Source organism: Phocaeicola faecalis, assembly GCF_021730445.1.
Lineage (GTDB): Bacteria > Bacteroidota > Bacteroidia > Bacteroidales > Bacteroidaceae > Phocaeicola > Phocaeicola faecalis.
Window position 1 is genome coordinate 111,210 of the sequence record NZ_JADNRM010000004.1, and the last position, 22,133, is coordinate 133,342.

A 22,133-nucleotide genomic window follows, 5' to 3' on the forward strand; every position below is an offset into this window, starting at 1 on the left:
AAGTGTTGACTCGTTTGTTTTATTGATTTAAAAAGATAACTTTGGAACTGAATATATTCACAGACTAAGTATGGAATGGACTGCAGACGTTTTTGCCATCTGTGAATGTAGAGAGATTGATGTATAAAATAATAAGAAACAACATGACACAAACAAAATTTTTCAGATGGGCGTTGCTGCTATGTCTTTCAGGTGCGATAAGCCCATTGGCTGCACAGGTCGTTGGAGAAAAAGCAAAGAAAGTAGAACAAATGCAAGTACTTAAAACTGATGGCAAAGTGCTGCGCATTACAGTTGATGGTAAAGAACAACAAAGCCCATGGGTGATTACTCCCTCTCTTCGTCCCGACATATTTGAAACATCGGGAGAGGAAGTTGTATTTCGAAGCAAAATAGATACCATCCGGTTCAATGTAGCCCGAGAAGGATGTTATGATTTTGTAGTGGTCACTAATCAAGGTGATTCCGCCATGACTCGAATAAAATGGGTATCGGCAAATCCTTTGGAAGAACCTTCGCGGGATATGTTGAAGCGCTCTGCCGGTGGATTGCTTTCAAAGAAGCAAGCACAGTTCGACATCGACGCCTTAGTTTATACTCTCAGCGAAGTTCATCCCGATATGTTTTCCGTATGCAGACAAAGCGAATGGTTTAAATCGGTAAATAAGGTGAAACAGCAGTTGCCCGATTCTGTTACAACAGTGGAACTGTTTAAGTATGCGGCTCCGTTGGTTACAAAGTTAGGCGATGGACACACTATGCTTCGTTTCCCTTTTAATGATTATTTTACTCCATCTACTGTCCGGTTTCCTTTGTTTGTCAATGTAATGTCCGACTATACACTGCGCGCAAGAGCATGCATTGACAACTTGATACCCCAAGATGCTGAAGTCCTTTCCATCAACGGAAAGGGGAGTAGGGAGTTGATAGAATCGATGATGGATTATGCAAGCGGAGAACGCGATTTCTTCCGTATAGAACGTATTAACACTGATTTTTCGGCACTTTTTGAAATGATGTATGCTGCTGATAAATACGATGTAGTTTATCGTATGAAAGGTAGTGATAAGAAACTTGAAGCTACCTTGTATCCTACTGTATGGGCGGAACTTCTCCCCCGTATGCCGAAGAAGAAAGAACAGACTCGGGTGCAGGATTATTCTTTCAGAGTGGATGAAAAGAAGAATGTGGCCATTATGGATTTTAGAAGCTTTAACAATCCACAGCGAATGAAGATGTTTGCTGATTCTATGTTTGTCGTCCTGCGCGACAAGGGCATTAAGAATTTAATCATTGATTTACGCAATAACGGTGGAGGTAATTCGTTGGTAGGAGATATTCTTTTCCGCTATATCTCTCCTAAGCCTTTTAAGCAAATGGGCAAGGCTTTGGTACGTGTTACGCCCACCACCATACGCTTGACGGGAAGAACTCAAATGGTTCCCGGATGGTCCTTTTATAATGATGAATCAAAAGAAAATCTTATCTCTCCGCTCACCAAAGAAGAAGGCCATTACGAAGGTGATGTATATCTGTTGATAAGTCATCATACATTCTCTTCTGCCGGTTCGTTTGCCTGGGCTTTTAAGGAGTTTGGTATGGGGACGGTTATCGGGGAGGAATCCGGTGGCATGAATGTGAGTTTCGGTGATATCGTCTATTATAAGTTGCCGGTGTCGGGATTGAGATGTACTATTTCGTTCAAACGTTTTTGGCAATATGGTGCGGATGAAAAGAAAATACATGGTACATTGCCTGATTATACAGTGCCACAGGAAGATGCTTTGGCTAAAGCTTTCCAACTGATTAAGAAATAAAAAGGAGAGAAGTAGCTGTCGGGCTAGGTCACTTGTTTTTGGAGATTTACATATCATATTCACTAGCAAAGGGAAGAATAAGCCGTTTCATAGGGTCGGTTAAGGTCTTTTGAATGGAAGATTATTACAGACTCCGGCAATGGACTGTACAGTCCACTGTAGCAGACTGTACGGTCCACTGCAACGGACTATACAGTCCGCTGCCGGAGACTGTAGTAATCCGACGGACACACAGGCATAATCGAAAGGACGAAAACGCTTAGGCTGCCTAATGAAACGACTTAGGGAGCTCAAAACGATGCAGAGTTTAAAAAGGGTCAATCTGAAAACCCTGTGACGATAAGCATGAACTCTGAGTTACAATGCTGACGTCCAATCAAGTGCTCGTCTGATGTACTTGATTTATAATACTTTGGAAGGATGTATGTGTTTAGTATTGCAAACTTTAAATGTTTCTCAAATATTATGTCCACATACTTTTTGACTTGGCCCGTNGTTTAGTATTGCAAACTTTAAATGTTTCTCAAATATTATGTCCACATACTTTTTGACTTGGCCCGTGTTGACGAACCCTACTTTTGTGTGGGGAGAGTTTCAATTACCCTGATAAACTAAAACGAGCAATCAAAATTTTGATTGCTCGTTTTAGTTGGTAGCCCCTGGGGGAATCGAACCCCCCTTTCAAGAATGAAAATCTTGCGTCCTAACCGATAGACGAAGGGGCCATCCTTGGCATCGATGATTTCTCTCTCGATTGCGAGTGCAAAGGTAGTGACTTTTTCTGAATTACCAAATATTTCCCAAACTTTTTTTCTGACTTTTTGTTCATACTCCATTGAATTGACTATTTACCTAAACTCAATTTTTATGGAAACAATCTTAAAATCAATGATTTGCGTTGCTGTCGGCGCAATGATGGTTGCACCGGCCGTTGCGCAACAAAAAGACAACTATCCGGAACTTGAAGGGCCCGGTCCGGTAATTATTATCTCGAAGGATAAAAATGGAAAGCAAGAATTAATCGATGTATTTAATGAAACACAACGTCCGCATTTCCATGATCCCCGTGCACCGCGTTTCTTGCTCACTGACCAGCAGGGGAAATTTGCCCTCGGTATTGGCGGTTATTTGAAGACTACCATGGAGTATGATTTTGACGGAACGGTGGATGATATCGATTTTATTCCTGCTCTTATTCCGCAACTGGGAAGCACCCAAGTGCGCAATCAGTTCCAGATGGATGCCAGCACGTCTACCATCTTCCTTAAATTAGTGGGGCGCACCAAGCATCTGGGCAATTTCATTGTCTATACAGCAGGCAACTTTCGGGGTAGCGGCAAAACTTTCGAGCTTCAGAACGCTTATCTTTCTTTTCTTGGATTCACGATGGGGTATGACACGGGGTTGTTCATGGACCTGGCGGCTTGTCCTCCGACCATCGACTTTCAGGGTCCGGACGGCATGACTTTCTATCGTGCCACCCAGTTGCGTTACGAGGCTGATTTGGTGAAAGGACTGAAAGTGGGAGTGGGTGTGGAAATGCCTTCCGTAGACGGAACTCCGGCCAAAGAGGTAAGAATCAGTAAACAGCGTATGCCGGATATCCCTGCTTATGTGCAGTACTCTTGGACAAAGGGTAGCCATGTGCGTGTGGGCGGAATCTTGCGTAGCATGACTTATGAAGATGAGGTCAGCAACAAGGCGAAATCCATTACCGGATGGGGTGTTCAGGCATCGGCTACGGCCGGATGGGGCAATTTCCGTGCATACGGACAGTTTACATACGGTAAGGGTATTGCCCAATATCTGAATGACATAAGCAATTTGAATGTGGACATTGTGCCGGTGGCGGATGAGGCCGGGCGGATGCAGGTGCTTCCCATGCGCGGATGGTTTGCAGGGTTGCAATATAATTTTTCGAAACGTGTTTTTGCTTCCGCTTCCTATAGCCAGTCACGTTTGTTTACTGAAGATTGCTATGCTCACTTTAATGAGACTCAGTATAAAAAGGGTCAGTATCTGGTGGCAAACGTGTTTTGGAATGTTTCGCACAATCTGCAGGTGGGTGCGGAATACTTGCACGGATGGCGTAAGGACTTCAACGACTTGAGTCGTGAAGCGAACCGGATAAACCTGAGTGCGCAATATAATTTCTAAGGTGAAAAAGAAAGCACGGACGAACACAAATACGGATTGGAATTCTGTGTGGTCCGTGCTTCCTTTAGAGTGAATTTACAGTTACATATTCTTTATTTCGTCCAGGTTCTTCTGGATGTCTTCGTCTTTCAACTCATAATTCATCAGGTTACCTGCCAGATATTGGTCGTATGAAGCCATGTCAATCAGACCGTGGCCCGAAAGATTGAACAGGATGACTTTTTCTTCGCCTGTTTCTTTGCATTTTTCGGCTTCGCGCACTGCAGCGGCAATGGCGTGACAAGATTCCGGTGCCGGAATAATACCTTCGGCCTGTGCAAACAGACAGCCTGCCCGGAAAGACTCTAGCTGCTGAATATCTACCGCTTCCATCAGATTGTCTTTCAATAACTGCGATACGATGACACCTGCACCATGATAGCGGAGACCGCCGGCATGGATGTTGGCCGGAGCAAAGTTGTGCCCTAGTGTAAACATTGGCAATAAAGGAGTATATCCGGCTTCGTCGCCATAGTCATATTGGAATTTACCGCGGGTCAATTTCGGACATGAAGCCGGTTCTGCAGCAATATATCGGGTTTTCTTTCCTTCGAGGATGGTGTGGCGCATAAATGGGAAACAGATACCGCCAAAGTTGGAACCGCCGCCGAAACATCCGATAATCATGTCGGGGTATTCGCCTGCCATTTCCATCTGCTTTTCAGCTTCCAGACCGATGACGGTTTGATGTAGCGTCACGTGGCTCAGCACAGAGCCGAGTGTATATTTACAGTTGGGAGTGCTCATGGCCAGTTCGATAGCTTCGGAAATGGCTGTCCCCAGTGAACCTTGATAATTAGGGTTGCGGGTAATGATATCTTTACCGGCGCGGGTAGACATGGAAGGCGAAGCGGTAACGGTGGCACCGAATGTCTGCATGATACTGCGGCGGTAAGGCTTCTGGTTGTAGCTGATTTTCACCTGATAGACGGCTGCTTCCAGTCCGAACACTTTAGCGGCATAAGAGAGTGCGGCTCCCCATTGGCCTGCACCGGTTTCGGTGGTGACGTTGGTGATACCTTCTTCTTTACAATAATAGGCTTGTGCAAGTGCTGAGTTCAGTTTGTGCGAACCGATGGGACTCACGCTTTCATTTTTAAAATAGATATGTGCGGGAGTGCCCAAAGCCTGTTCCAGTCCATAGGCGCGTACCAGCGGTGTACTGCGATAGTATTTGTACATTTCGCGTACGGCTTCGGGAATTTCAATCCACGCATCGGTTTGGTTCAGTTCCTGTCGGCAAAGCTCTTTGGCAAAGATGGGGTAGAGGTCTTCGGGCTTCAGGGCTTCTTTGGTTTTGGGATTCAGAGGCGGCATGGGTTTGGTTTTCATGTCAGCCTGTATATTGTACCAGTATTTAGGAATTTCGTCCTCTGGCAAGATAAAACGTTTCTGTTTTGTACTCATAGCATTTCAAATTAATAGTTTTGGGGTCAAAATTACGTAAAAAAAGAATTGCTTACTAATAAAACGGCTTCTTTTTTTATTTTGTTGCCGAAAGAAAAACAAGAAGTTATTTGTTGTTATAGTTAAAAGAGATATTGAAATTTTGATTAAGTTTGCTTTCGAGATTAAAACGGAGTGAATTATTTGTAGATACAAGATAAATCGACATGGAGCGTTTACACAAACTTTTCATTTATCGCAAGAAGCTGGTAAGGCCATATATTGAACAGTTGCTGAAATGGATGGATGTCATTACGTATGTGATGTCCGCCCTTCTCATCATGACACTGGTGTATGAGCACGGTTTTCTTATTTCGTTTCAGGAGATAGAAGTCATCAACCGTCTGTATCATATCGTATGGATTGTCTTTTTGACGGATACTACCTTGCATCTGTTGTTGAATTACTCCGACACCCGACGCAAATATCGGGGACTGGCATGGCTGTTGAGCGTTATGCTTTACTTTACTCTCGTCCCGGTGGTGTTTCATGAACCGGAGGTACAGGGCGGCATTCATACCTTTTGGGCTTTTTTCAACAGCAGGCTCTACCATGTGGTGCTGCTTACGCTGCTCTCTTTGCTGCAACTCTCCAACGGAATTGTCAGGTTGCTGGGCAGGCGTACCAATCCTTCACTGATTTTTGCATCCAGTTTCTTGATATTTATACTCATCGGGGCTGCCCTGCTGATGCTTCCGCGTGCCACTTATCACGGCATATCCTTTATTGATGCACTGTTTACGGCCACAAGTGCCACCTGTGTCACGGGGTTGGTTTCGGTAGACGTCTCTTCTACTTTTACTCCCGAAGGACTCTTTATTATCATTATGCTTATCCAGATAGGCGGATTGGGAGTGATGACGCTGACCAGTTTCTTCGCCATGTTTTTTATGGGGAACACGTCTCTTTACAATCAGTTGGTGGTGCGCGATATGGTCAGCTCGCAATCTCTCAGTTCCCTGCTTTCCACCTTATTATATATATTGGGGTTTACGCTGGTGATAGAAGCTGCCGGCATGGGTATTATCTTTCTCAATATACACGGCACGATGGATATGACTGTCAGGGAAGAGCTTGCCTTTTCCGTCTTCCATTCCATTTCCGCCTTTTGTAATGCGGGGTTCTCTACGTTGCCGGGCAATTTGGGAAATGAAATGGTGATGCACGGTCATAATACGATTTATATAACCATTTCCTTCCTTATCATCCTCGGTGGTATCGGTTTTCCTATATTGGTGAATCTGTATGAAACGGTTGCCTATGAAGCGAAACGTATTTACCATCGTTACATCAAAGGAAACAAACGCACGCTGCGCAAGATACACCTTTATAATCTGAATACCCGAATCGTGCTTATTATGACCGCTATTTTGCTGATAGTGGGAACGGTGGCCATCGTTGCGCTTGAGTGGAACAATGCTTTTGCCGGAATGTCGGCTACGGATAAATGGGTACAGGGATTTTTCAATGCCACTTGTCCCCGCACCGCGGGATTCTCCAGTGTGGGGATGACTACCTTCAGTATGCAGACTTTGTTGCTGATGGTGATACTGATGATGATTGGCGGCGGCACACAGTCTACGGCGGGCGGTGTGAAAGTGAATGTATTTGCCGTGGTGATGCTCAATCTGCGTGCCATCCTGATAGGGGCGGATAAAGTCACGATATTCAACCGTGAGTTGTCCCACGACTCCATCCGCCGTTCCAATGCCACGCTCATTCTTTATCTGCTCATTGTTTTTGCAGGCATATTTACGCTGAGTCTGTTGGAGCCGCAGGCCTCTGTCATGGCATTGGTATTTGAGTGTACATCGGCATTGAGCACGGTCGGTTCGAGTCTCGACTTGACTCCCACACTGGGAAGCGACAGCAAGTTGATAATCATTGTTCTGATGTTTGTGGGCCGTGTGGGTGTGCTCACCTTGATGTCAAGCATTATCAAACAGAAGAAAATAACCAAATATAGATATCCGAGTGATAACATTATAATCAACTAACGATATGAAATACATTATCATAGGTTTGGGGAATTACGGCAGTGTGTTGGCAGAAGAACTTTCTGCACTGGGACACGAAGTGATAGGCGTGGATACCAACGAGCGCCGGGTGGATGTGCTGAAAGACAAGATAGCCACTTCCTTCATTATCGATGCTACCGACGAGCAGTCACTTTCGGTGTTGCCGCTGAAAGATGTAGATGTGGTGATTGTTGCCATAGGTGAGAATTTCGGCGCTTCCATTCGTGTGGTGGCGTTGCTGAAGAAGAACGGAGTGAAGCATATCTATGCGCGTGCGGTGGACGAAGTGCATAAAACGGTGCTGGAAGCTTTCAATCTTGATAGTATTCTTACGCCCGAAGAGGAGGCGGCGCGCAGTCTGGTGCAGTTGTTGGACTTGCATGTCAATGTGGAGTCGTTCGAGATAGATGAAGAACATTATGTGATGAAATTCAAGTTGCCCGACTCTTTCGTGGGATATAAAGTGAGCGATTTGTCACTGGAAAAAGAGTTTAATATCAAGATTATCGCCCTGATAAAAGGGAAGCAGGTGGTCAATAGTCTGGGCATTTCTGTTATGGAGCATGCAGTGGAAAATAAATTTGAGGAAGATTATCAGTTGGAAGAAGAAGACCGGCTGGTATGTTATGGAAAATATAAAGACTTTATGGATTTTTGGAAAGCATTATAACGGAGGGGAAAACTTTTTTTGATTTTTTTTCTTCTTCCATTAAACCTTTCCCTTTTCTTGAAGTCTAACCAATATAATAATTTAGTTTAGTTTTTAGTTTTCTCTGAAGGCCGGCCAATGTGATATTGCCCGGTTTTCGCTTTTTATGGACGTTTATTTGCTTGTGTCCGTTCCTTTTTGTTACTTTGCCATCACAAAAGTGAGAGTAAAATGAAACAACTATATTTCATATTTGCCGTTGTGCTATGCATGGCAACCGGTTGCGGAAGCAAGAAAGATGCTTCGGGCGATTCAGACCAACATATATTTCAGATAGACAGCGTAGACCGTGTGACAGGCGTGCAGCGCATGCAGGTTTCGCGCATTAATCAGGATATTGTTTGCAAGGGGAAGAAGTATCGGCTGTTCATTGACCGTTCGCCCAGCGACTCCCTGAAGAGCGTAAAGAGTGATGCCGGCATTTTTGCTGACAATCGCATTGTGCTTAAAATTACCCGCGAAAACGGGACAACTCTCTTCTCAAAGACTTTTACCAAGCAAAATTTTGCTTCCCTCATTCCCGAACGTTATCTGGCGCATTCCATCCTCGAAGGAATGGTGTTTGACGATGAAAAAACTTCGAATTCCAAGAATATCATTTTGGCTGCCAGTGTCAGTATTCCAATGACCGATTTATATATCCCTTTCTCCATTACTATTACTCCCGACGGCAAGATGAGCATGGAGAGAGATGAAGACATGGGAGACTTGCCGCCACTGCAAAGTGACAGCCTTAATTAATTCTAAAATAAGGAAATAAAAAGAAGGCATTCAATCTTTTCATGTATTAGGTTGTTGTGTGAGTTACATTGCAAACTAAAAAATGAGTAAGATTATGAAAAAGATTTTTGCCTTATTTGCCCTGCTGTTGTGTTTTGTACAGTTCAGCCAGGCCGGTGACAAAGTGACCCGTGACGTGAATAAACTGCCCGTTGCTGCCCGTGAGATGATTGGCAAGCATTTTCCGCAAGCAAAAGTGGAGTATATCAAGATTGAGAAAGATATCTTTCTTTCCACCTCTTATGACGTGAAGATGTCCGATGGCATCGAGCTGGAGTTCAACTCAAAAGGAGAGTGGCTTGAAATTGACTGTAAGAACAAGTCCGTACCTGCCACATTTATTCCTAATACGATAGCCAAATATATGCAGAAAAATTATGGCGGCCATAAGATTGTCAAGATAGAGCGTGACCGCAAAGGCTATGAACTTACCCTAGAGAATGGGCTGGAAGTGGACTTTGATCAGTTTGGCGGATTCCTGAAACTAAGTGACTGATTGTCTTCAACTCTTTATTATAAAAAACGATGAATAGAATTGGAATTTTCGAGAAGAGGCAATCGGGAAAAGTACGTTTGGTGAGACGGCATTACACGCCGGCCTCTTGTGCAGTACGCCATTCATGGATTGCAATAGCCCAAAAGGAGAGCTGAGTATATTGCGTGCCAATCATATTTATTCCAAACGATTATTGATATGGTTAGGAAATTTTATATAACTTTGCTTCGATTATAACAGATAAATAAAATTAGAGTATGATATGGCTATGTATAATATTGTTTCTTGTCCTGATAGGCGGATGCATTGCATGGGCGGTATGGAAAGCGCCAAGTGATGTGGACTTGTGGGGAGAGGAACAGGAATAATACTAATAATGGGCGGATAATTCATCCGCCCATTATTAGTATTATTCCATCTGTTTATAGTCTTTTGCCAGACCGCCTTCGCTGGTTTCTTTATAAAGAGAAGGAAGGTCGTGTCCTGTCTGTTTCATCACTTCTACCACTTTGTCGAACGAGACGCGGTGGTTGCCGTCGGTAAATGCCGAATAAATATTGGCATCCAGTGCACGTGCGGCAGCATAAGCATTGCGCTCGATACACGGAATCTGTACCAATCCGCACACAGGGTCACAAGTCATACCTAAGTGGTGCTCCAATCCCATTTCGGCAGCATATTCTATTTGTGCGGGACTTCCGCCAAACAATTGGCTGGCAGCGGCAGATGCCATGGAGCATGCGACTCCCACTTCCGCCTGACAGCCTGCTTCGGCTCCCGAAATAGATGCATTATGCTTTACAATATTTCCTATTAATCCTGCTGTGGCAAGTGCTCTCAGAATACGGGTGTCGCTGAAGTCGCGGCTTTTCTGCAAGTGATAAAGCACTGCCGGAACCACGCCGCAGGAACCGCAGGTGGGGGCAGTCACTATCTTTCCGCCTGAAGCGTTTTCTTCGCTCACAGCCAGTGCATACGAGAAAACCAGTCCGCGTGAGCGCAAATTATCTTTGTAGCCTTTGGCTTTGATATAGTAGGTGGAAGCTTTTCTGCGTAAGTTCAGCGGGCCGGGCAATACGCCTTCTTGGTCCAATCCGCGCTCGATGGATTCTTTCATGGTTTTCCATACTTCAGCCAGATAGTCCCAAATATCTTCGTCTTCACATTGCTGAACATATTCCCAATAATTGCGACCGGTATGTTCGCACCAATACAGGATTTCACTCATTCGGCTCATGTTGTATATGTCGGGAGTGGAACCTTTGTCGTGTCCTTCCTCTGCCAGTGCGCCGCCTCCCACGCTGAACACAGTCCATTCGTCTGTGACTTTTCCATTTTCGTTCAATGACTTGAATGTCATACCATTGGGATGGAAAGGGAAGAAGATGTGTGCTTTCCATATCAGTTCGACAGGTGCATGCGGTTGCAATGTATCGAGGATGGCTACATCGGTCATGTGGCCTTTGCCGGTGGCTGCAAGACTTCCATATAATGTTACTTGAAAGGCTTTTGCTTCGGGATGTCTCTCCAGAAATATTTCAGCAGCCTTGCGCGGTCCCATCGTGTGACTGCTGGAAGGACCGGTACCTATGCGATAGAGTTCTCGGATTGATTTCATTTTGTTTTATAAAGGTTAATATTTTCGGAAACAAAGATATAAAATTAAAGGAGAAAAAGGAGCAAGAAGAGAATAAAAAAACAAGAGGACTTTTTGACGTTTCCTCTTGTTTGTGACAGAGACCTTTAAAGCTTCCGTTGGATTCCTTTATCTCCTACTACGTAGTAAGTGCCATTAGTTATCAGTATGGCGCGTCCGCGTTTTTTCTTGCGGTTTTCTTTATTGTCTACGTTTACGCCGATAACTTTACCATTATAAAATGTGGAGATGTCTTTGAAGATGGTGTGTCCCACAATGATATGCCGTGCTTTGTAAGGCTCCATTACCATCTGTAAAGAGTCTTGTGGCATGGGATGATATTTGGCGTCTTTCCGCACAAGTCCCCGATACCAGATTGGGCCGTCGTTGCCGTATAGAAAGGCAGTGAGGGGGGAAAGAGCTTTACGTTCTTTTTTATTCATAAAGAGGGCTTTGCTTATTTCTTCATTTACCGTAGGAATGTTCAGGTTATGGTCATAGAACTGTTTTCCAAGACCGGCATGCACATAGAGGTCATTGCCAATGATTTGCATGGTGTTACGCGTACCGATCCATCTACCCAGTTCGGTGTCGGGAGCGAATAAGCGGGGATATTCGACGCCCAATTTCTCGGCTAGCAGTTTATACTTTCCTTTGGTGTAGCGCAGGTCGTTGGCAAGCACCATCGGTTCATGGTTGCCCAGCATGAAAGATACGTGCCCGCCTGCTTGGGCAGCTTCATCTTCCAGCTTGTAAAAAAGCCAAAAGATTTGGGGAACGTCTTTTCCACGGTCAAATATATCGCCGATGATTATCAGGTGATTGTTGCCGAAACTCCATTTATAGTTTTTGTCGATAATGCCGTTTCCGCGTAACAGGCTGATGACACAATCCAATCTTCCATGGGGGTCGGACATGACGAATACCTTTGCCGGTTGCGCATATTGCCAGTCGGGACGTTTTATCGGATGAAGTTTTACATCGAAAGGATAATTGCCTTTGTGGTCTGTCACGTGCAGGGTGAAGTCTTTGGGTAAGGTTGGATAGGTGTTGTCGGTGATTTTTCCTTTTACATCGATGCTGATTACACGGATTTTCCCATCAGGCTGATAGAGCACGTAAGGTCCGTCGGCCGATAGTTCTTCTTTTTTCTCTTTATCCTTTTTTTTGCCGTCTAAACCAAGAGTTCCGGCCGTGAGGCCGGAACTGAGAAAGGTTAGGGTGAATGCAAGAAGAAAGTAGTTGATTAAGCTGGCTTTTCTTGTCATAAGCATATATTTGTTTTAATGATTAATCGCCATAACCGGGGTTTTGCAGAATATTGGGATTGGCATTGATTTCCGCTTTAGGAATCGGCAATACAACGCGGTAGTAACTCCAGTCGAATGACATACTCTCCTCCAGCATGGAAATGTGTTTGGTATCTGCTATTTCAGGGAATGTCTTGGTGGCTTCCGTGCGTTCAATACGTTTGTGGTTACGGATGGCGTCAAACATGCGGTGTCCTTCACCAAAGAGTTCCTTACGGCGTTCCAGCAAGACATCGTCCAATGTGATGGTCTTTCCTTTTACCGTCTTTTCGGGATTGGCACGGTTTACAATGGCATCCAGATATTTCACTGCCTTGTCGTTATTGTTTAGTTTGACAGCTGCTTCGGCTGCAATCAAATAGACTTCGGAAAGGCGTAATACATGAATGCTGGCGTCTTCTCTTGCTTTGTCACCTTGGGGAAGGAACTTGTTGATATAAGCTCGTTTGGCTTTTTTACCGATTACGTATGCTGTGTTACGGATATCGTCGGGGTCTTCTTTCATCACTTCATAGAAGGAGGAAGTCAGACAATAGTCATCATAACCGTCCTCCCAAGTCAGATAGGAGATGTTTTCTTTTCCCACTCCATCCACGGTGAGGTTGACCAGCTCGAACAGATATTCGCCGGGAGCTGATTTTTCGTATTCTTTTTCCCATGCGTTGGGATATTCTTCGTTTGTCCACAAGGCATACTTTTTGCCTTCTGCCCCTTTGATAGCTGCTTCGGCGGTGGCGAGTGCATTGGTGTTGTCTTCCATATACAGATAGGCTCGGCTCAGCAGTGCCAGTGTTGCCCATTTGTTTATTTTACCTTTATTGAAACTGCCACTCAACAGTTCGGAAGCATCTTTCAGGTCATTGATTATGGCTTCGTAACATTCGGCAACAGTGCTACGTGAAGGTTTGCTTTCTGTGTCGGAAATCTCTTTGACGATGGGCACGCCTAAAGATGCACCGTTGTCTTTGGCATACGGATAGCCAAAGAAACGGGTGAGGTCGAATAATGCCATGCCGCGTAATGCCAAAGCTTGTCCTTTCAGGTCGTTGAAGTCGTCTTCATCATCTTCATTGATTTCCAGTTTATCGCAGCTGCCTAGAATGATATTGCAATCTTGAATAATCTTGTATGCATAAGACCAATGGGTAGACGGTCCATTGTCTTTTGTATAGTTCAGGAAATAATAGCTACTGGTTCGTTTGCCTGTTTCAATGGCTTGGGCGTCATCTCCCGTTACATCTCCATAATACATCATGCGTCCCGAATAATAATATGCATTACGCATGAGGTCGTATATACCGTTAAGGCTGGCTTCCATTCCGGTCAGATTCTCAATGGCGGTATCTGACGGTACTTTGGTCGTTGGTTCCAAATCCAGCCAATCATTGCCGCAAGCTGTGGTGAGACTTAATAGAGCTCCCAAAAATAAGTATTTTATAGTTTTCATTTTACATTCTTTTTTAGGGTTAGAAATTCATGTTAAGACCAAAAGTGACAGTCTTCAAAGGAGGAGTTCCCCAACCGGCGGTACCACCGCTGACTGCTTCCGGATCGTAATAATCATAGGCAGCCCATGTCCACAGATTGTTTGCTGAGGCGTAGAAACGGAGGTTGTCGATTCCAAGTTTGCGCGTCCAACTCTGAGGCACTGTGATACCGAAAGTTAAAGTCTTTAATCGGATAAAGTCGGTGCTGTGCAGACGGCGGTCTGTTGTCACGGATTTCATCTTGACAGATGGAGATTCGATGAAGACTTCGTATTTGCTAACGTCGCCCGGTTCTTTCCAGTTGTCCAGGTAATAGGTCGGAATATTCAATAGTAGTTCAGAACCTCCGTGTTCGGTTTTTTGTGCCCATGTATCGTAAGAGTATGCACCGAACTGGTAAGAGAACATGAAGCTCAGGTCAAACCATTTGTAACGTAATGTGTTTGACAGTCCGCCGGTCACTTTCGGCTCTGCCTGCTTATCCAAAGCTATTGATTTTGCTTTGCTTGGGTCTTCTGTTATCTCTTTGATGTAGTTGCCATTGGCATCCTGTTCGTTGGTATAGAATTGCGGTGCACCTGTTTCGGGGTTGATACCTGCAAATTGAATCATATAAAATGTGCGGTATGAACTGCCGATTTTATGGATTTGAGTACCACTGATAATCTGGGTCTGTTCACCGTCTAGTTTTACAATCTTGTTTTGATTGTGTGAGATATTGAACGAGGTGTTCCATGTGAAATTTTTTGTCTTGATATTCGTTGAGTTGATTTCAAATTCAAATCCCTTGTTCTTTACTTCACCGATATTCATCAAGTAAGAGCTGAATCCTGTAGTCATGGAAACCGGGCAGTCCATCAGCAGGTTCTTTGTGGTTCTGGTATAGTATTCGAGTGTAAAATTGATACGGTTCCATAATGAGAAGTCAAGGCCGATATTGAGGTTATAGTTGGTTTCCCATTCCAAGTTCCTGTTTTCTATTTGTGAGGGGGCAATGGCGGGCTGTTCCATGTAACCGCCACTGATACTGCTTAAGCCCATATAACCGAAATAGTCTGACGGTAATGTTCCGTTTACACCGTAAGATACGCGCAGTTTCAGGTCGGTCAGCCAATCGTTGGCAGGTTTCATAAACTCTTCTTCCATCATTCTCCATGCACCGGAAACCGACCAGAAGCTACCCCAACGATTGTCTCTGTGCAGGCGTGAACTGCCATCCATACGATAGCTTCCGCCGATATAGTATTTGTTCTTATAATCATAATTCAAACGGCTTACGTATGAAACCATGCGGGTCTTACTGCTGGAACCGCTGATGGATTCTTGAGTTTGTCCGTTGGAAATTTCATTTTTAGAGGGAGTCAGGAAGTTGGTGACATATCCTGATAGTCCGTCACTTTCTTTTGAATCTATTTCATAGGCTACCAATGCATCCAAGTGATGGTTGTCGGCAATGGTTTTGCGATAACTCAGTTGGTTACCCCATATCATACGGCTGTATTCACTGTATTTTTTTTCCATACCGCCATTGTTCTTTTCTCCGTCCGATGTGCGGGGATCTTTCCAATCTTTACCTTTACTGACACTGTAGTCATAACTGAATGTTGATTTCAGTTTCAGGTCTTTGATAAATTCATACTCTGCAAAAATGGTATTGAATGTACGTTTCACATATTCGCGTTGGTAGTTATATTCTGCTGCCAATACCGGATTACGTCTTTTGTTAGATAATAAATCCTGATTATAAGTTCCGTCTTCATTATAGACAGGGTCGGATGGAGTTACTTTGCTGCGTGCGGCATAGAATGGAGCAGTGTAACTTGTTCCTTCGCTATATACATCCTGAGTAAGGCTGGTAAACATCATGTTGCCACCCACTTTAAGTTTGTCAGTAGCCTGAAAGTCTACATTTACACGTCCTGTCATGCGTTCAATACCGGAGTTTTGAACGATACCTTGTTGCTTCATATATGCTAAAGAAGAATAGTATTTCAGTTTATCTGTACCGCCGGATAAAGATAATTCATAATTTTGGTGATTACCTTTCTTGAACATATATTTATCCCAATCTTCAAAACCGCACCAGGGGATGGGAGCATATTTGTCTATCTTACCATCTGCATATTCGTTTGCCTGCTTCCACATCTCTTCTTCGCTCATAGAACCGTCTTTGTTCTTTTTGGCCAATTTTCTATATTGGTTGAGGCTGAGACCATTATAGATGTATTCACGGCGTTGTTCACCGTTCATCACCGGACGATAATCCATGGCAAAGTCAGAAGAGCCCCAGTCTGCTTTTAAAGAAATTTGCGGTTTGCCGCTTTTTCCTTTCTTGGTCGTGATTAAAACGACACCATTAGCGGCACGTGAGCCGTATAATGAAGCAGCAGCGGCATCTTTGATGATAGTGATATTTTCGATATCCGAGCTATTGATAGTAGCCATGGCATCCAGTCCGGCATCTGACGTGATGGAGTTGATGGAACCTGACTGTACGGGTATGCCGTCAATGACGTACAAAGGTGAGTTGCTGGCATTGAATGAACCCATACCGCGAATTTTTAATGATGCGGAAGCACCCGGTTGGCCGGATGAAGAACTGAATTGTACGCCCGGTGCATTGCCTTGCAGCATATCCATAAAAGATACGGTAGGAATATCTTTCATTTTGTCTGCTTTGACATTGGATGCTGAACCGGCATAGGCCGATTTTTTGAACGTACCGTAACCGGTAACAACCACTTCATCTATCATATTATTGTCCGGTACCAGCGAAATTTTCAGTGGCTTGTCTGCTACAGCTTTGATTTCCTGGCGGGTATATCCGATATAAGAAATAATCAACGTAGCCGGAACTTGGTTTACCTCTAATGAGAAATGACCGTTGAAATCGGTGGTGGTACCGTTTGTAGTTCCTTTGACTAGGATATTAGCACCGATAACGGGAGAGCCGGACTCATCTATGATTGTTCCGGTGATGGTTTTCTTTTGTTGCGGAGCAGCGTTTTCTTTAGCTTCGCTTGCCGGTTTGATAGCAATCACTCCGTCATGCACAGCATAAGTAAGTCCGCTATTTTGAAGGCATTTATCCAATACGTTGGCAATCCTCTCATTGTTTACATTTAGGTTTTGGACTTTAACCTGTTTTACATCTTGAGTACTATAAACGAATGTAAAGTCGGTTTGTCTTTGGATTTCCCAAAGTACTTCGGTCAGAGTAGCATTCTTGAATGTTGCTGTGACAGTGGTTTGTGCAAACATTTTGTTGGATGCTTGCATGAAACCGGTAGCGATGATACAGAAAAATAGAAACGTAATCCACAGACGTTTACTACTTTTCCCATGCTTAGTGTAATTGTCTCTCTTGTCCATAGTAATTACTTTTAAGTTAGTTATAGAATGTTATTGTTTTATCTTTAATCTTGACGTGTACTTTTTCAGTCTTTTCCAGTAGGTTGACGAATGGAGCAATATCCTCATAACGGTCGATATTGCAGCCGAAGCGTATATTTTTTATATCAGCGTTTGCATAGACCACCTTCATGTCATACCAGCGCGACAGTATCTTCATGATATCTTCCAAGCGTTGGTCTTTAAAGTTGATTTTACCTTTTATCCATGAAGTATAAAAGGAAGTATCGACGGTCTTTACCTGTATGTCATTGCTGCCTGGAGCAATGGAGGCCTGTTGGGATGGTTTCAGTATAAGGCTTTCTCCTTGGCCTGCATTGATTTTTACAGAACCGTTTACTAATGTCGTTTGGCACTCTTCATTCGGATAAGCCGATACGTTGAAAGTTGTTCCCAATACTTCGATTTGCATTCCATGAGTGCTGACTATAAACGGCAAGCCATTTTTGCTTACTTCAAAATAGGCTTCTCCTTCCAGTTCGACCTCTCTTTTCTCATTGGCAAAAGTTACCGGAAATCGCAGACTGCTCATGGAGTTCAGGTGCACTTTGGTGCCGTCACTCAAAACAAGTGCATATTCACCTCCTCGTGGAATTTCTACCTTATTATATATAGGTCTTGTTTTGGGAAGGGCACTCTGTGCTGTCTGATAATTTAAAGTGGTGGAATCGACTACAATACTTGTACCTTCCAGTTTTTGTAATTCGGTACCTGCTTCTTTGTTCAGATTGATAGTTTGTCCGTTGTCCAGCGTCAGAATAGCTTTTGCCTGTCCAGGTAAAATGGGATGATGAGCCATTAAAGTCTGCTGGTCTCCATGGCTGTGCGAACTGTATCTTATTGAAATACCGATAAATAGGATAGGTAATAAAATGGCGGCCGCATAACCCAGCACGTTTATAAAATGCTTGTTTTGGTTGTCTTTCTTGATTTGTTTCTTTACTTCCGACCATCCTGTTTCTGTGTTGAATGAATGGCTCTTTTCGATGTGTTTCCTATAATTCTCTTCTTTGCATATTTTTTTGAAGAGGTTTTCGTGAGAGATACTTTCGTTTCTCCAACTGTTTAACTGTTCGGTTTCTTTAGGGGTAATTTCACCGGATAAATGTCGGGCTATCAGATTAGCAATATGGAAATCTTGTTTTATCATATATTTACCTGTTTTTACTGTCTTTTATAATAATACAGGTCAATTAAGAAATAGGGTGAATTAAAAACGAACTTTTTTTAAAATATACTCTTTCCTGTTTCTTTTTCAAAAATAAAGAATGTATCAATGAGAAAATCTGTTTTAATCGGCATGTGCTTTGAAATAATCCACGTATGCTTTGCCACAAAGCTTTTTTGCTCTGCAATGAAACTACCGGGAGTGAACGATGTTATATTAAGAAGAAGAGAAGATAATAATACTCTTTTAAGAATTCGCGGAGCTTTTTATAAGCGATTTTTTTTAAAGTATGGACAGTTTCTGCGGATATATGAAGTTTTTCAGCTATTTCAGCATTCTTTTTTCCTTCCAAAGCCAATTTCATAATGGCTTTCATTTGGTCGGGCAGTTTGTCAATGGCTTCTGTCACAATCCGGTAGGTCTCTTCTTCCACTACCGCGTCATGAAAAAAGGAATCTTTTTTCCTCTCGATGACTTTTTGTGCGTATTCATGTACTATCTTGGAATGTTCCAATTCATTCAAAGCTTTGTTGCGAACTGCTGTATAGAGAAAAGCTTTAATCTGATGTAAATAGAAGAAATCTTCTCTGATTTGCCATAACTTGGCAAAAGAATCTTGAACAATATCGGCAGACGCTTCGTCACTTTCGGTGTATTGATTCGCAAACAGACAAAGAGTCACATAATATTTATCAAAAATATTATGGAACTCTTGTTCGTCTAGCTTAATGCTAATGAGAGTATGGGAAGTTTCTGCAATCACCAGCTTTTAATATTCTCTATTTTGCTGCGAATATATATAAAATTAGTTGGAAACATCCCATTATTACTAAAAAATATTATTCTAGGTCGACAACCGTAATACCTGCCCCTCCAAACTGGACATGTTCGTCCTGATAATGAGCTACCCCCGAAACTGTTGCCAAATACTTACGAATCAACGTGCGCAGAATGCCGGTTCCCGTTCCATGCAATATACGCACACGACTTATTCCCAGCAGGATGGCATCGTCAATGAAATAAGTGACTGCCTGAATCGCTTCATCTCCACGCATACCTCGCACATCGATATCTTGCTTAAAGTTTAGTTTCTTTTCATATACACGGTCTTGTGTCTCACTACTTACAAATGTGCTTTTGGCAATCGGCTTTTGTGCAACGGATAGAGAGATATCGCTTCGTTCCAACCTCTCTATTTTTACAGTCGTTTTTATCATGCCAAACATGACTGTCGCGTTTTTGCCGTTTATGTCCAGTACTTCCCCGATACCCGATTGCCCTTTCAATTTAACTGATGTACCGATTTCTATCGGTTGCACTTTGGGTACGCTGGGGGGGGCGGCAGTTGTATTCTGAGACTGGTCTTTGTTTTTCTTGTCTTTCTTTCTTTCCTGCTTTTCACGCAGTTTCTCCATTTTTCGGGCTATTTTGTCTTCTTTGTCTGCCTTTTCGATATCTTCTATTGTCTCTTTAAATTCAGACAATTCTTGGCGTGCCAGTCGCGTCTTTTCTTTTTCAGCCTGAGCCTCTTTAATAGTGCGAATTGTATTTTCTATACGTGCGTTCGATTCTTGAAGCAGGCGTTCGGCATCTTCTTTGGCTTTTCGCAAGATGTCTTTCCGGCTTTTTTCCAGTTCTTGAATTTCTGCCTCATATTTACTGATGGTTTCCTCCATTTGCTTTTCACGTTTGCGGATGTTCTGGCGTTTAGTCTCCCAGTAACGTTTGTCGCGCACGATATCTTGCAGATATTTATCGGCATTGATATATTCACTACCTACTATTTCCGATGCTTCCGCTATTACTTCTTCAGGCAATCCTATTTTGCGTGCGATTTCTACAGCAAATGAACTCCCCGGATTTCCTATTTGAAGTTGGAAAAGTGCTTGCATCAGATGGCGGTCATAAAGCATGGCCCCGTTTACCACCCCTTCATGATCTTCGGCAAAATGCTTCAAGTTCTGATAGTGGGTAGTGATAACGCCGAATGTGCCTTTCTCGTTGAAACGCTTCAATACGGCTTCGGCTATGGCACCGCCAATCTGAGGCTCTGTTCCGCCTCCGAATTCGTCGATAAGGATGAGGCTCCGTTCGTTGCAGCTTTTCATCATAATCTTCATATTGGTAAGATGGGAAGAGTAAGTACTCAAGTCATCTTCGATGGATTGCTCGTCACCTATATCTATAAAGATATTGCTGAAGATTCCGATGTGGCTGCGTTCATGCATGGGAACAGGCATTCCGCATTGTACCATATATTGTAGCAAGCCCACCGTTTTCAGGCAGACAGACTTACCCCCTGCATTAGGCCCGGAGATAATAAGAATCCGTTGTTCATGGTTCAGCTCAATGTCAAGCGGTACTACTTTTTTATTATGTTTTGCCAACGAGAGCTGGAGCAAAGGGTGTATGGCTGTTCTCCAATCTAAAACCTGTTTGTTTTCCAATGAAGGTTTTATGGCATTGGTCTGTATGGCAAACTGTGCTTTGGCACGGATAAAGTCGATTTCGGCCAAGAACTCGTATGACTGTAAAATGGCAGGAACTTGAGGACGCACCGTTATTGAGAAATCTGTGAGGATACGGATAATTTCGCGGCGTTCTTCACCTTCCAGTTCACGGATGCGGTTATTGGCCTCCACCACCTCTGCCGGTTCGATAAATACGGTTTTTCCTGTAGACGACTCATCGTGTACAATACCTTTGATTTTTCTTTTCAGACCGGGAGCGACAGGGATAACCAATCGGCCGTCGCGCATGGTGGGTGTGACGTCCTTGTCTACATACCCTTCGGATTGGGCATTTCGCAAAATGGCATTCAGACTGCGTGAGATGCTTCCTGTGGTAGACGCCAATTCGCGGCGTATGCGTAACAATTCATTGGAGGCATTGTCTTTAATCTTTCCGAACTTGTCAAGGATATTATTGATGCGTGTGATAAGTTGTGGAAACACGATAATGTCTCCTGCCAGCCTTCTTAGAGCAGGGTAGGGGGAGGTTCCTTCCTCCACTTCCTCATCTTCGAGAGTACGAGTCAGAAAACGTACGATGTCCCGTATTGTTTCCAGCGAACGGCGCAAGTCAAATAGCTCCTGTTCATCCAGATACATACCCTCTACACGGATACGTTTCAGTGACGGACGCACATCAAAGAAATATTGGTCGGGGAATTCCTCCTCTTCTTGAATGATGCGGATAAATTCTATAACCTGTTCCAGTAGTTCGTTTATCTCTTCATATTTTTCAGAGAAAGCCATTTCGTCTACGCGTTCTTCTCCCAAGGTGCTAAGACATTTTCCTTTTAATAAATGGCGGATAGAATCGAATCCTATTTTCTGCTCAAAGTTCTGAGGGTATATCATGTTTAAGTTCTTTCTTGCTTACGTTAGTTATTTGACTGCAAAAATACGATTTGAAATTTTTCTAGCAAAAAAAGTGCCCAAGTATTTGCAGTTTTAAAATAAAAGCGTACCTTTGCACCGCTTTCAGGAAGAAAGTACTTCTCAAAGGAGTTTTGGAGAGGTGGCAGAGTGGTCGATTGCGGCGGTCTTGAAAACCGTTGTACTGCGAGGTACCCGGGGTTCGAATCCCTGTCTCTCCGCAACAAACGCTGAAAATCAGCAAATTGCAAAACAAACACCCAGTTTTACACCCAAGAA

General features: G+C 43.5%; 15 protein-coding genes and 2 tRNA genes. 8 read left to right on the forward strand and 9 right to left on the reverse strand.

Features of this window, described 5'->3' with window-relative positions; all coding sequences use genetic code 11:
- The first annotated feature begins 143 nt into the window (after positions 1–143).
- Complete coding sequence (locus tag IR173_RS06850; protein ID WP_237038925.1) at positions 144–1,817, forward strand: S41 family peptidase; 1,674 nt, start codon at positions 144–146, stop codon at positions 1,815–1,817.
- 650 nt (positions 1,818–2,467) lie between these two features.
- Here the strand turns inward: IR173_RS06850 and IR173_RS06855 are convergent.
- Positions 2,468–2,542: transfer RNA gene (locus tag IR173_RS06855), tRNA-Glu, on the reverse strand.
- A gap of 142 nt (positions 2,543–2,684) precedes the next feature.
- Here IR173_RS06855 and IR173_RS06860 point away from each other — a divergent pair.
- On the forward strand, positions 2,685–3,974 hold the full coding sequence (locus IR173_RS06860) for a porin (RefSeq protein ID WP_237038926.1): 1,290 nt from the start codon (positions 2,685–2,687) through the stop codon (positions 3,972–3,974).
- Between the two features lie 81 nt (positions 3,975–4,055).
- Here IR173_RS06860 and IR173_RS06865 read toward each other — a convergent pair whose 3' ends face one another.
- Complete coding sequence (locus IR173_RS06865; protein WP_237038927.1) at positions 4,056–5,420, reverse strand: TrpB-like pyridoxal phosphate-dependent enzyme; 1,365 nt, start codon at positions 5,418–5,420, stop codon at positions 4,056–4,058.
- 206 nt (positions 5,421–5,626) lie between these two features.
- On the opposite strand from IR173_RS06865, the gene IR173_RS06870 reads away from it, so the two are divergent.
- From IR173_RS06870 to IR173_RS18060, 5 genes are all read left to right on the forward strand, one after another.
- Positions 5,627–7,456 carry a TrkH family potassium uptake protein gene (locus IR173_RS06870; RefSeq protein ID WP_237038928.1) on the forward strand — a complete coding sequence of 610 codons (1,830 nt, stop codon included), beginning with the start codon at positions 5,627–5,629 and terminating at the stop codon, positions 7,454–7,456.
- A 4-nt stretch (positions 7,457–7,460) separates the two neighbouring features.
- The gene (locus IR173_RS06875; RefSeq protein ID WP_237038929.1) at positions 7,461–8,147 is read left to right on the forward strand and encodes a potassium channel family protein; all 687 of its coding nucleotides are present in this window, start codon (positions 7,461–7,463) and stop codon (positions 8,145–8,147) included.
- A gap of 210 nt (positions 8,148–8,357) precedes the next feature.
- Complete coding sequence (locus IR173_RS06880) at positions 8,358–8,927, forward strand: DUF4738 domain-containing protein (protein WP_237038930.1); 570 nt, start codon at positions 8,358–8,360, stop codon at positions 8,925–8,927.
- Between the two features lie 94 nt (positions 8,928–9,021).
- Entirely contained in the window at positions 9,022–9,462 is a 441-nt protein-coding gene (locus tag IR173_RS06885) for a PepSY-like domain-containing protein (protein WP_237038931.1), read from the forward strand.
- 29 nt (positions 9,463–9,491) lie between these two features.
- Positions 9,492–9,617, forward strand: a complete 126-nt coding sequence (locus IR173_RS18060; protein WP_262914276.1) for a hypothetical protein — start codon at positions 9,492–9,494, stop codon at positions 9,615–9,617.
- 254 nt (positions 9,618–9,871) lie between these two features.
- Here the strand turns inward: IR173_RS18060 and IR173_RS06890 are convergent, their stop codons facing one another.
- From IR173_RS06890 to IR173_RS06920, 7 genes are all read right to left on the reverse strand, one after another.
- Positions 9,872–11,080 (reverse strand): L-serine ammonia-lyase, encoded by a 1,209-nt coding sequence (locus IR173_RS06890; protein ID WP_237038932.1) that lies wholly within the window; start codon positions 11,078–11,080, stop codon positions 9,872–9,874.
- Between the two features lie 125 nt (positions 11,081–11,205).
- Positions 11,206–12,366 carry a metallophosphoesterase gene (locus IR173_RS06895; RefSeq protein ID WP_237038933.1) on the reverse strand — a complete coding sequence of 387 codons (1,161 nt, stop codon included), beginning with the start codon at positions 12,364–12,366 and terminating at the stop codon, positions 11,206–11,208.
- Between the two features lie 22 nt (positions 12,367–12,388).
- Positions 12,389–13,855 carry a RagB/SusD family nutrient uptake outer membrane protein gene (locus tag IR173_RS06900; RefSeq protein WP_237038934.1) on the reverse strand — a complete coding sequence of 489 codons (1,467 nt, stop codon included), beginning with the start codon at positions 13,853–13,855 and terminating at the stop codon, positions 12,389–12,391.
- A 19-nt stretch (positions 13,856–13,874) separates the two neighbouring features.
- Positions 13,875–17,267 (reverse strand): TonB-dependent receptor, encoded by a 3,393-nt coding sequence (locus IR173_RS06905; RefSeq protein ID WP_237038935.1) that lies wholly within the window; start codon positions 17,265–17,267, stop codon positions 13,875–13,877.
- Positions 17,268–17,283: 16 nt separating this feature from the next.
- Positions 17,284–18,456, reverse strand: a complete 1,173-nt coding sequence (locus IR173_RS06910; protein WP_237038936.1) for a FecR family protein — start codon at positions 18,454–18,456, stop codon at positions 17,284–17,286.
- 229 nt (positions 18,457–18,685) lie between these two features.
- Complete coding sequence (locus tag IR173_RS06915; RefSeq protein ID WP_237038937.1) at positions 18,686–19,237, reverse strand: RNA polymerase sigma-70 factor; 552 nt, start codon at positions 19,235–19,237, stop codon at positions 18,686–18,688.
- Positions 19,238–19,313: 76 nt separating this feature from the next.
- Positions 19,314–21,836: an endonuclease MutS2 gene (locus IR173_RS06920; protein ID WP_237038938.1), complete on the reverse strand. Its 2,523-nt coding sequence runs from the start codon at positions 21,834–21,836 to the stop codon at positions 19,314–19,316.
- 154 nt (positions 21,837–21,990) lie between these two features.
- Here IR173_RS06920 and IR173_RS06925 point away from each other — a divergent pair.
- Positions 21,991–22,075: transfer RNA gene (locus IR173_RS06925), tRNA-Ser, on the forward strand.
- Positions 22,076–22,133: the final 58 nt, after the last annotated feature.

Bases quoted from the DNA above. Each gene is read 5' to 3' on its own strand.
- IR173_RS06885 (WP_237038931.1), top strand. From the start codon at position 9,022: ATGAAAAAGATTTTTGCCTTATTTGCCCTGCTGTTGTGTTTTGTACAG.
- IR173_RS06900 (WP_237038934.1), bottom strand. From the start codon at position 13,855: ATGAAAACTATAAAATACTTATTTTTGGGAGCTCTATTAAGTCTCACC.
- IR173_RS06865 (WP_237038927.1), bottom strand. From the start codon at position 5,420: ATGAGTACAAAACAGAAACGTTTTATCTTGCCAGAGGACGAAATTCCT.
- IR173_RS06890 (WP_237038932.1), bottom strand. From the start codon at position 11,080: ATGAAATCAATCCGAGAACTCTATCGCATAGGTACCGGTCCTTCCAGC.
- IR173_RS06905 (WP_237038935.1), bottom strand. From the start codon at position 17,267: ATGGACAAGAGAGACAATTACACTAAGCATGGGAAAAGTAGTAAACGT.
- IR173_RS06910 (WP_237038936.1), bottom strand. From the start codon at position 18,456: ATGATAAAACAAGATTTCCATATTGCTAATCTGATAGCCCGACATTTA.
- IR173_RS06860 (WP_237038926.1), top strand. From the start codon at position 2,685: ATGGAAACAATCTTAAAATCAATGATTTGCGTTGCTGTCGGCGCAATG.
- IR173_RS06880 (WP_237038930.1), top strand. From the start codon at position 8,358: ATGAAACAACTATATTTCATATTTGCCGTTGTGCTATGCATGGCAACC.
- IR173_RS06875 (WP_237038929.1), top strand. From the start codon at position 7,461: ATGAAATACATTATCATAGGTTTGGGGAATTACGGCAGTGTGTTGGCA.
- IR173_RS06850 (WP_237038925.1), top strand. From the start codon at position 144: ATGACACAAACAAAATTTTTCAGATGGGCGTTGCTGCTATGTCTTTCA.
- IR173_RS18060 (WP_262914276.1), top strand. From the start codon at position 9,492: ATGAATAGAATTGGAATTTTCGAGAAGAGGCAATCGGGAAAAGTACGT.
- IR173_RS06920 (WP_237038938.1), bottom strand. From the start codon at position 21,836: ATGATATACCCTCAGAACTTTGAGCAGAAAATAGGATTCGATTCTATC.
- IR173_RS06870 (WP_237038928.1), top strand. From the start codon at position 5,627: ATGGAGCGTTTACACAAACTTTTCATTTATCGCAAGAAGCTGGTAAGG.
- IR173_RS06895 (WP_237038933.1), bottom strand. From the start codon at position 12,366: ATGACAAGAAAAGCCAGCTTAATCAACTACTTTCTTCTTGCATTCACC.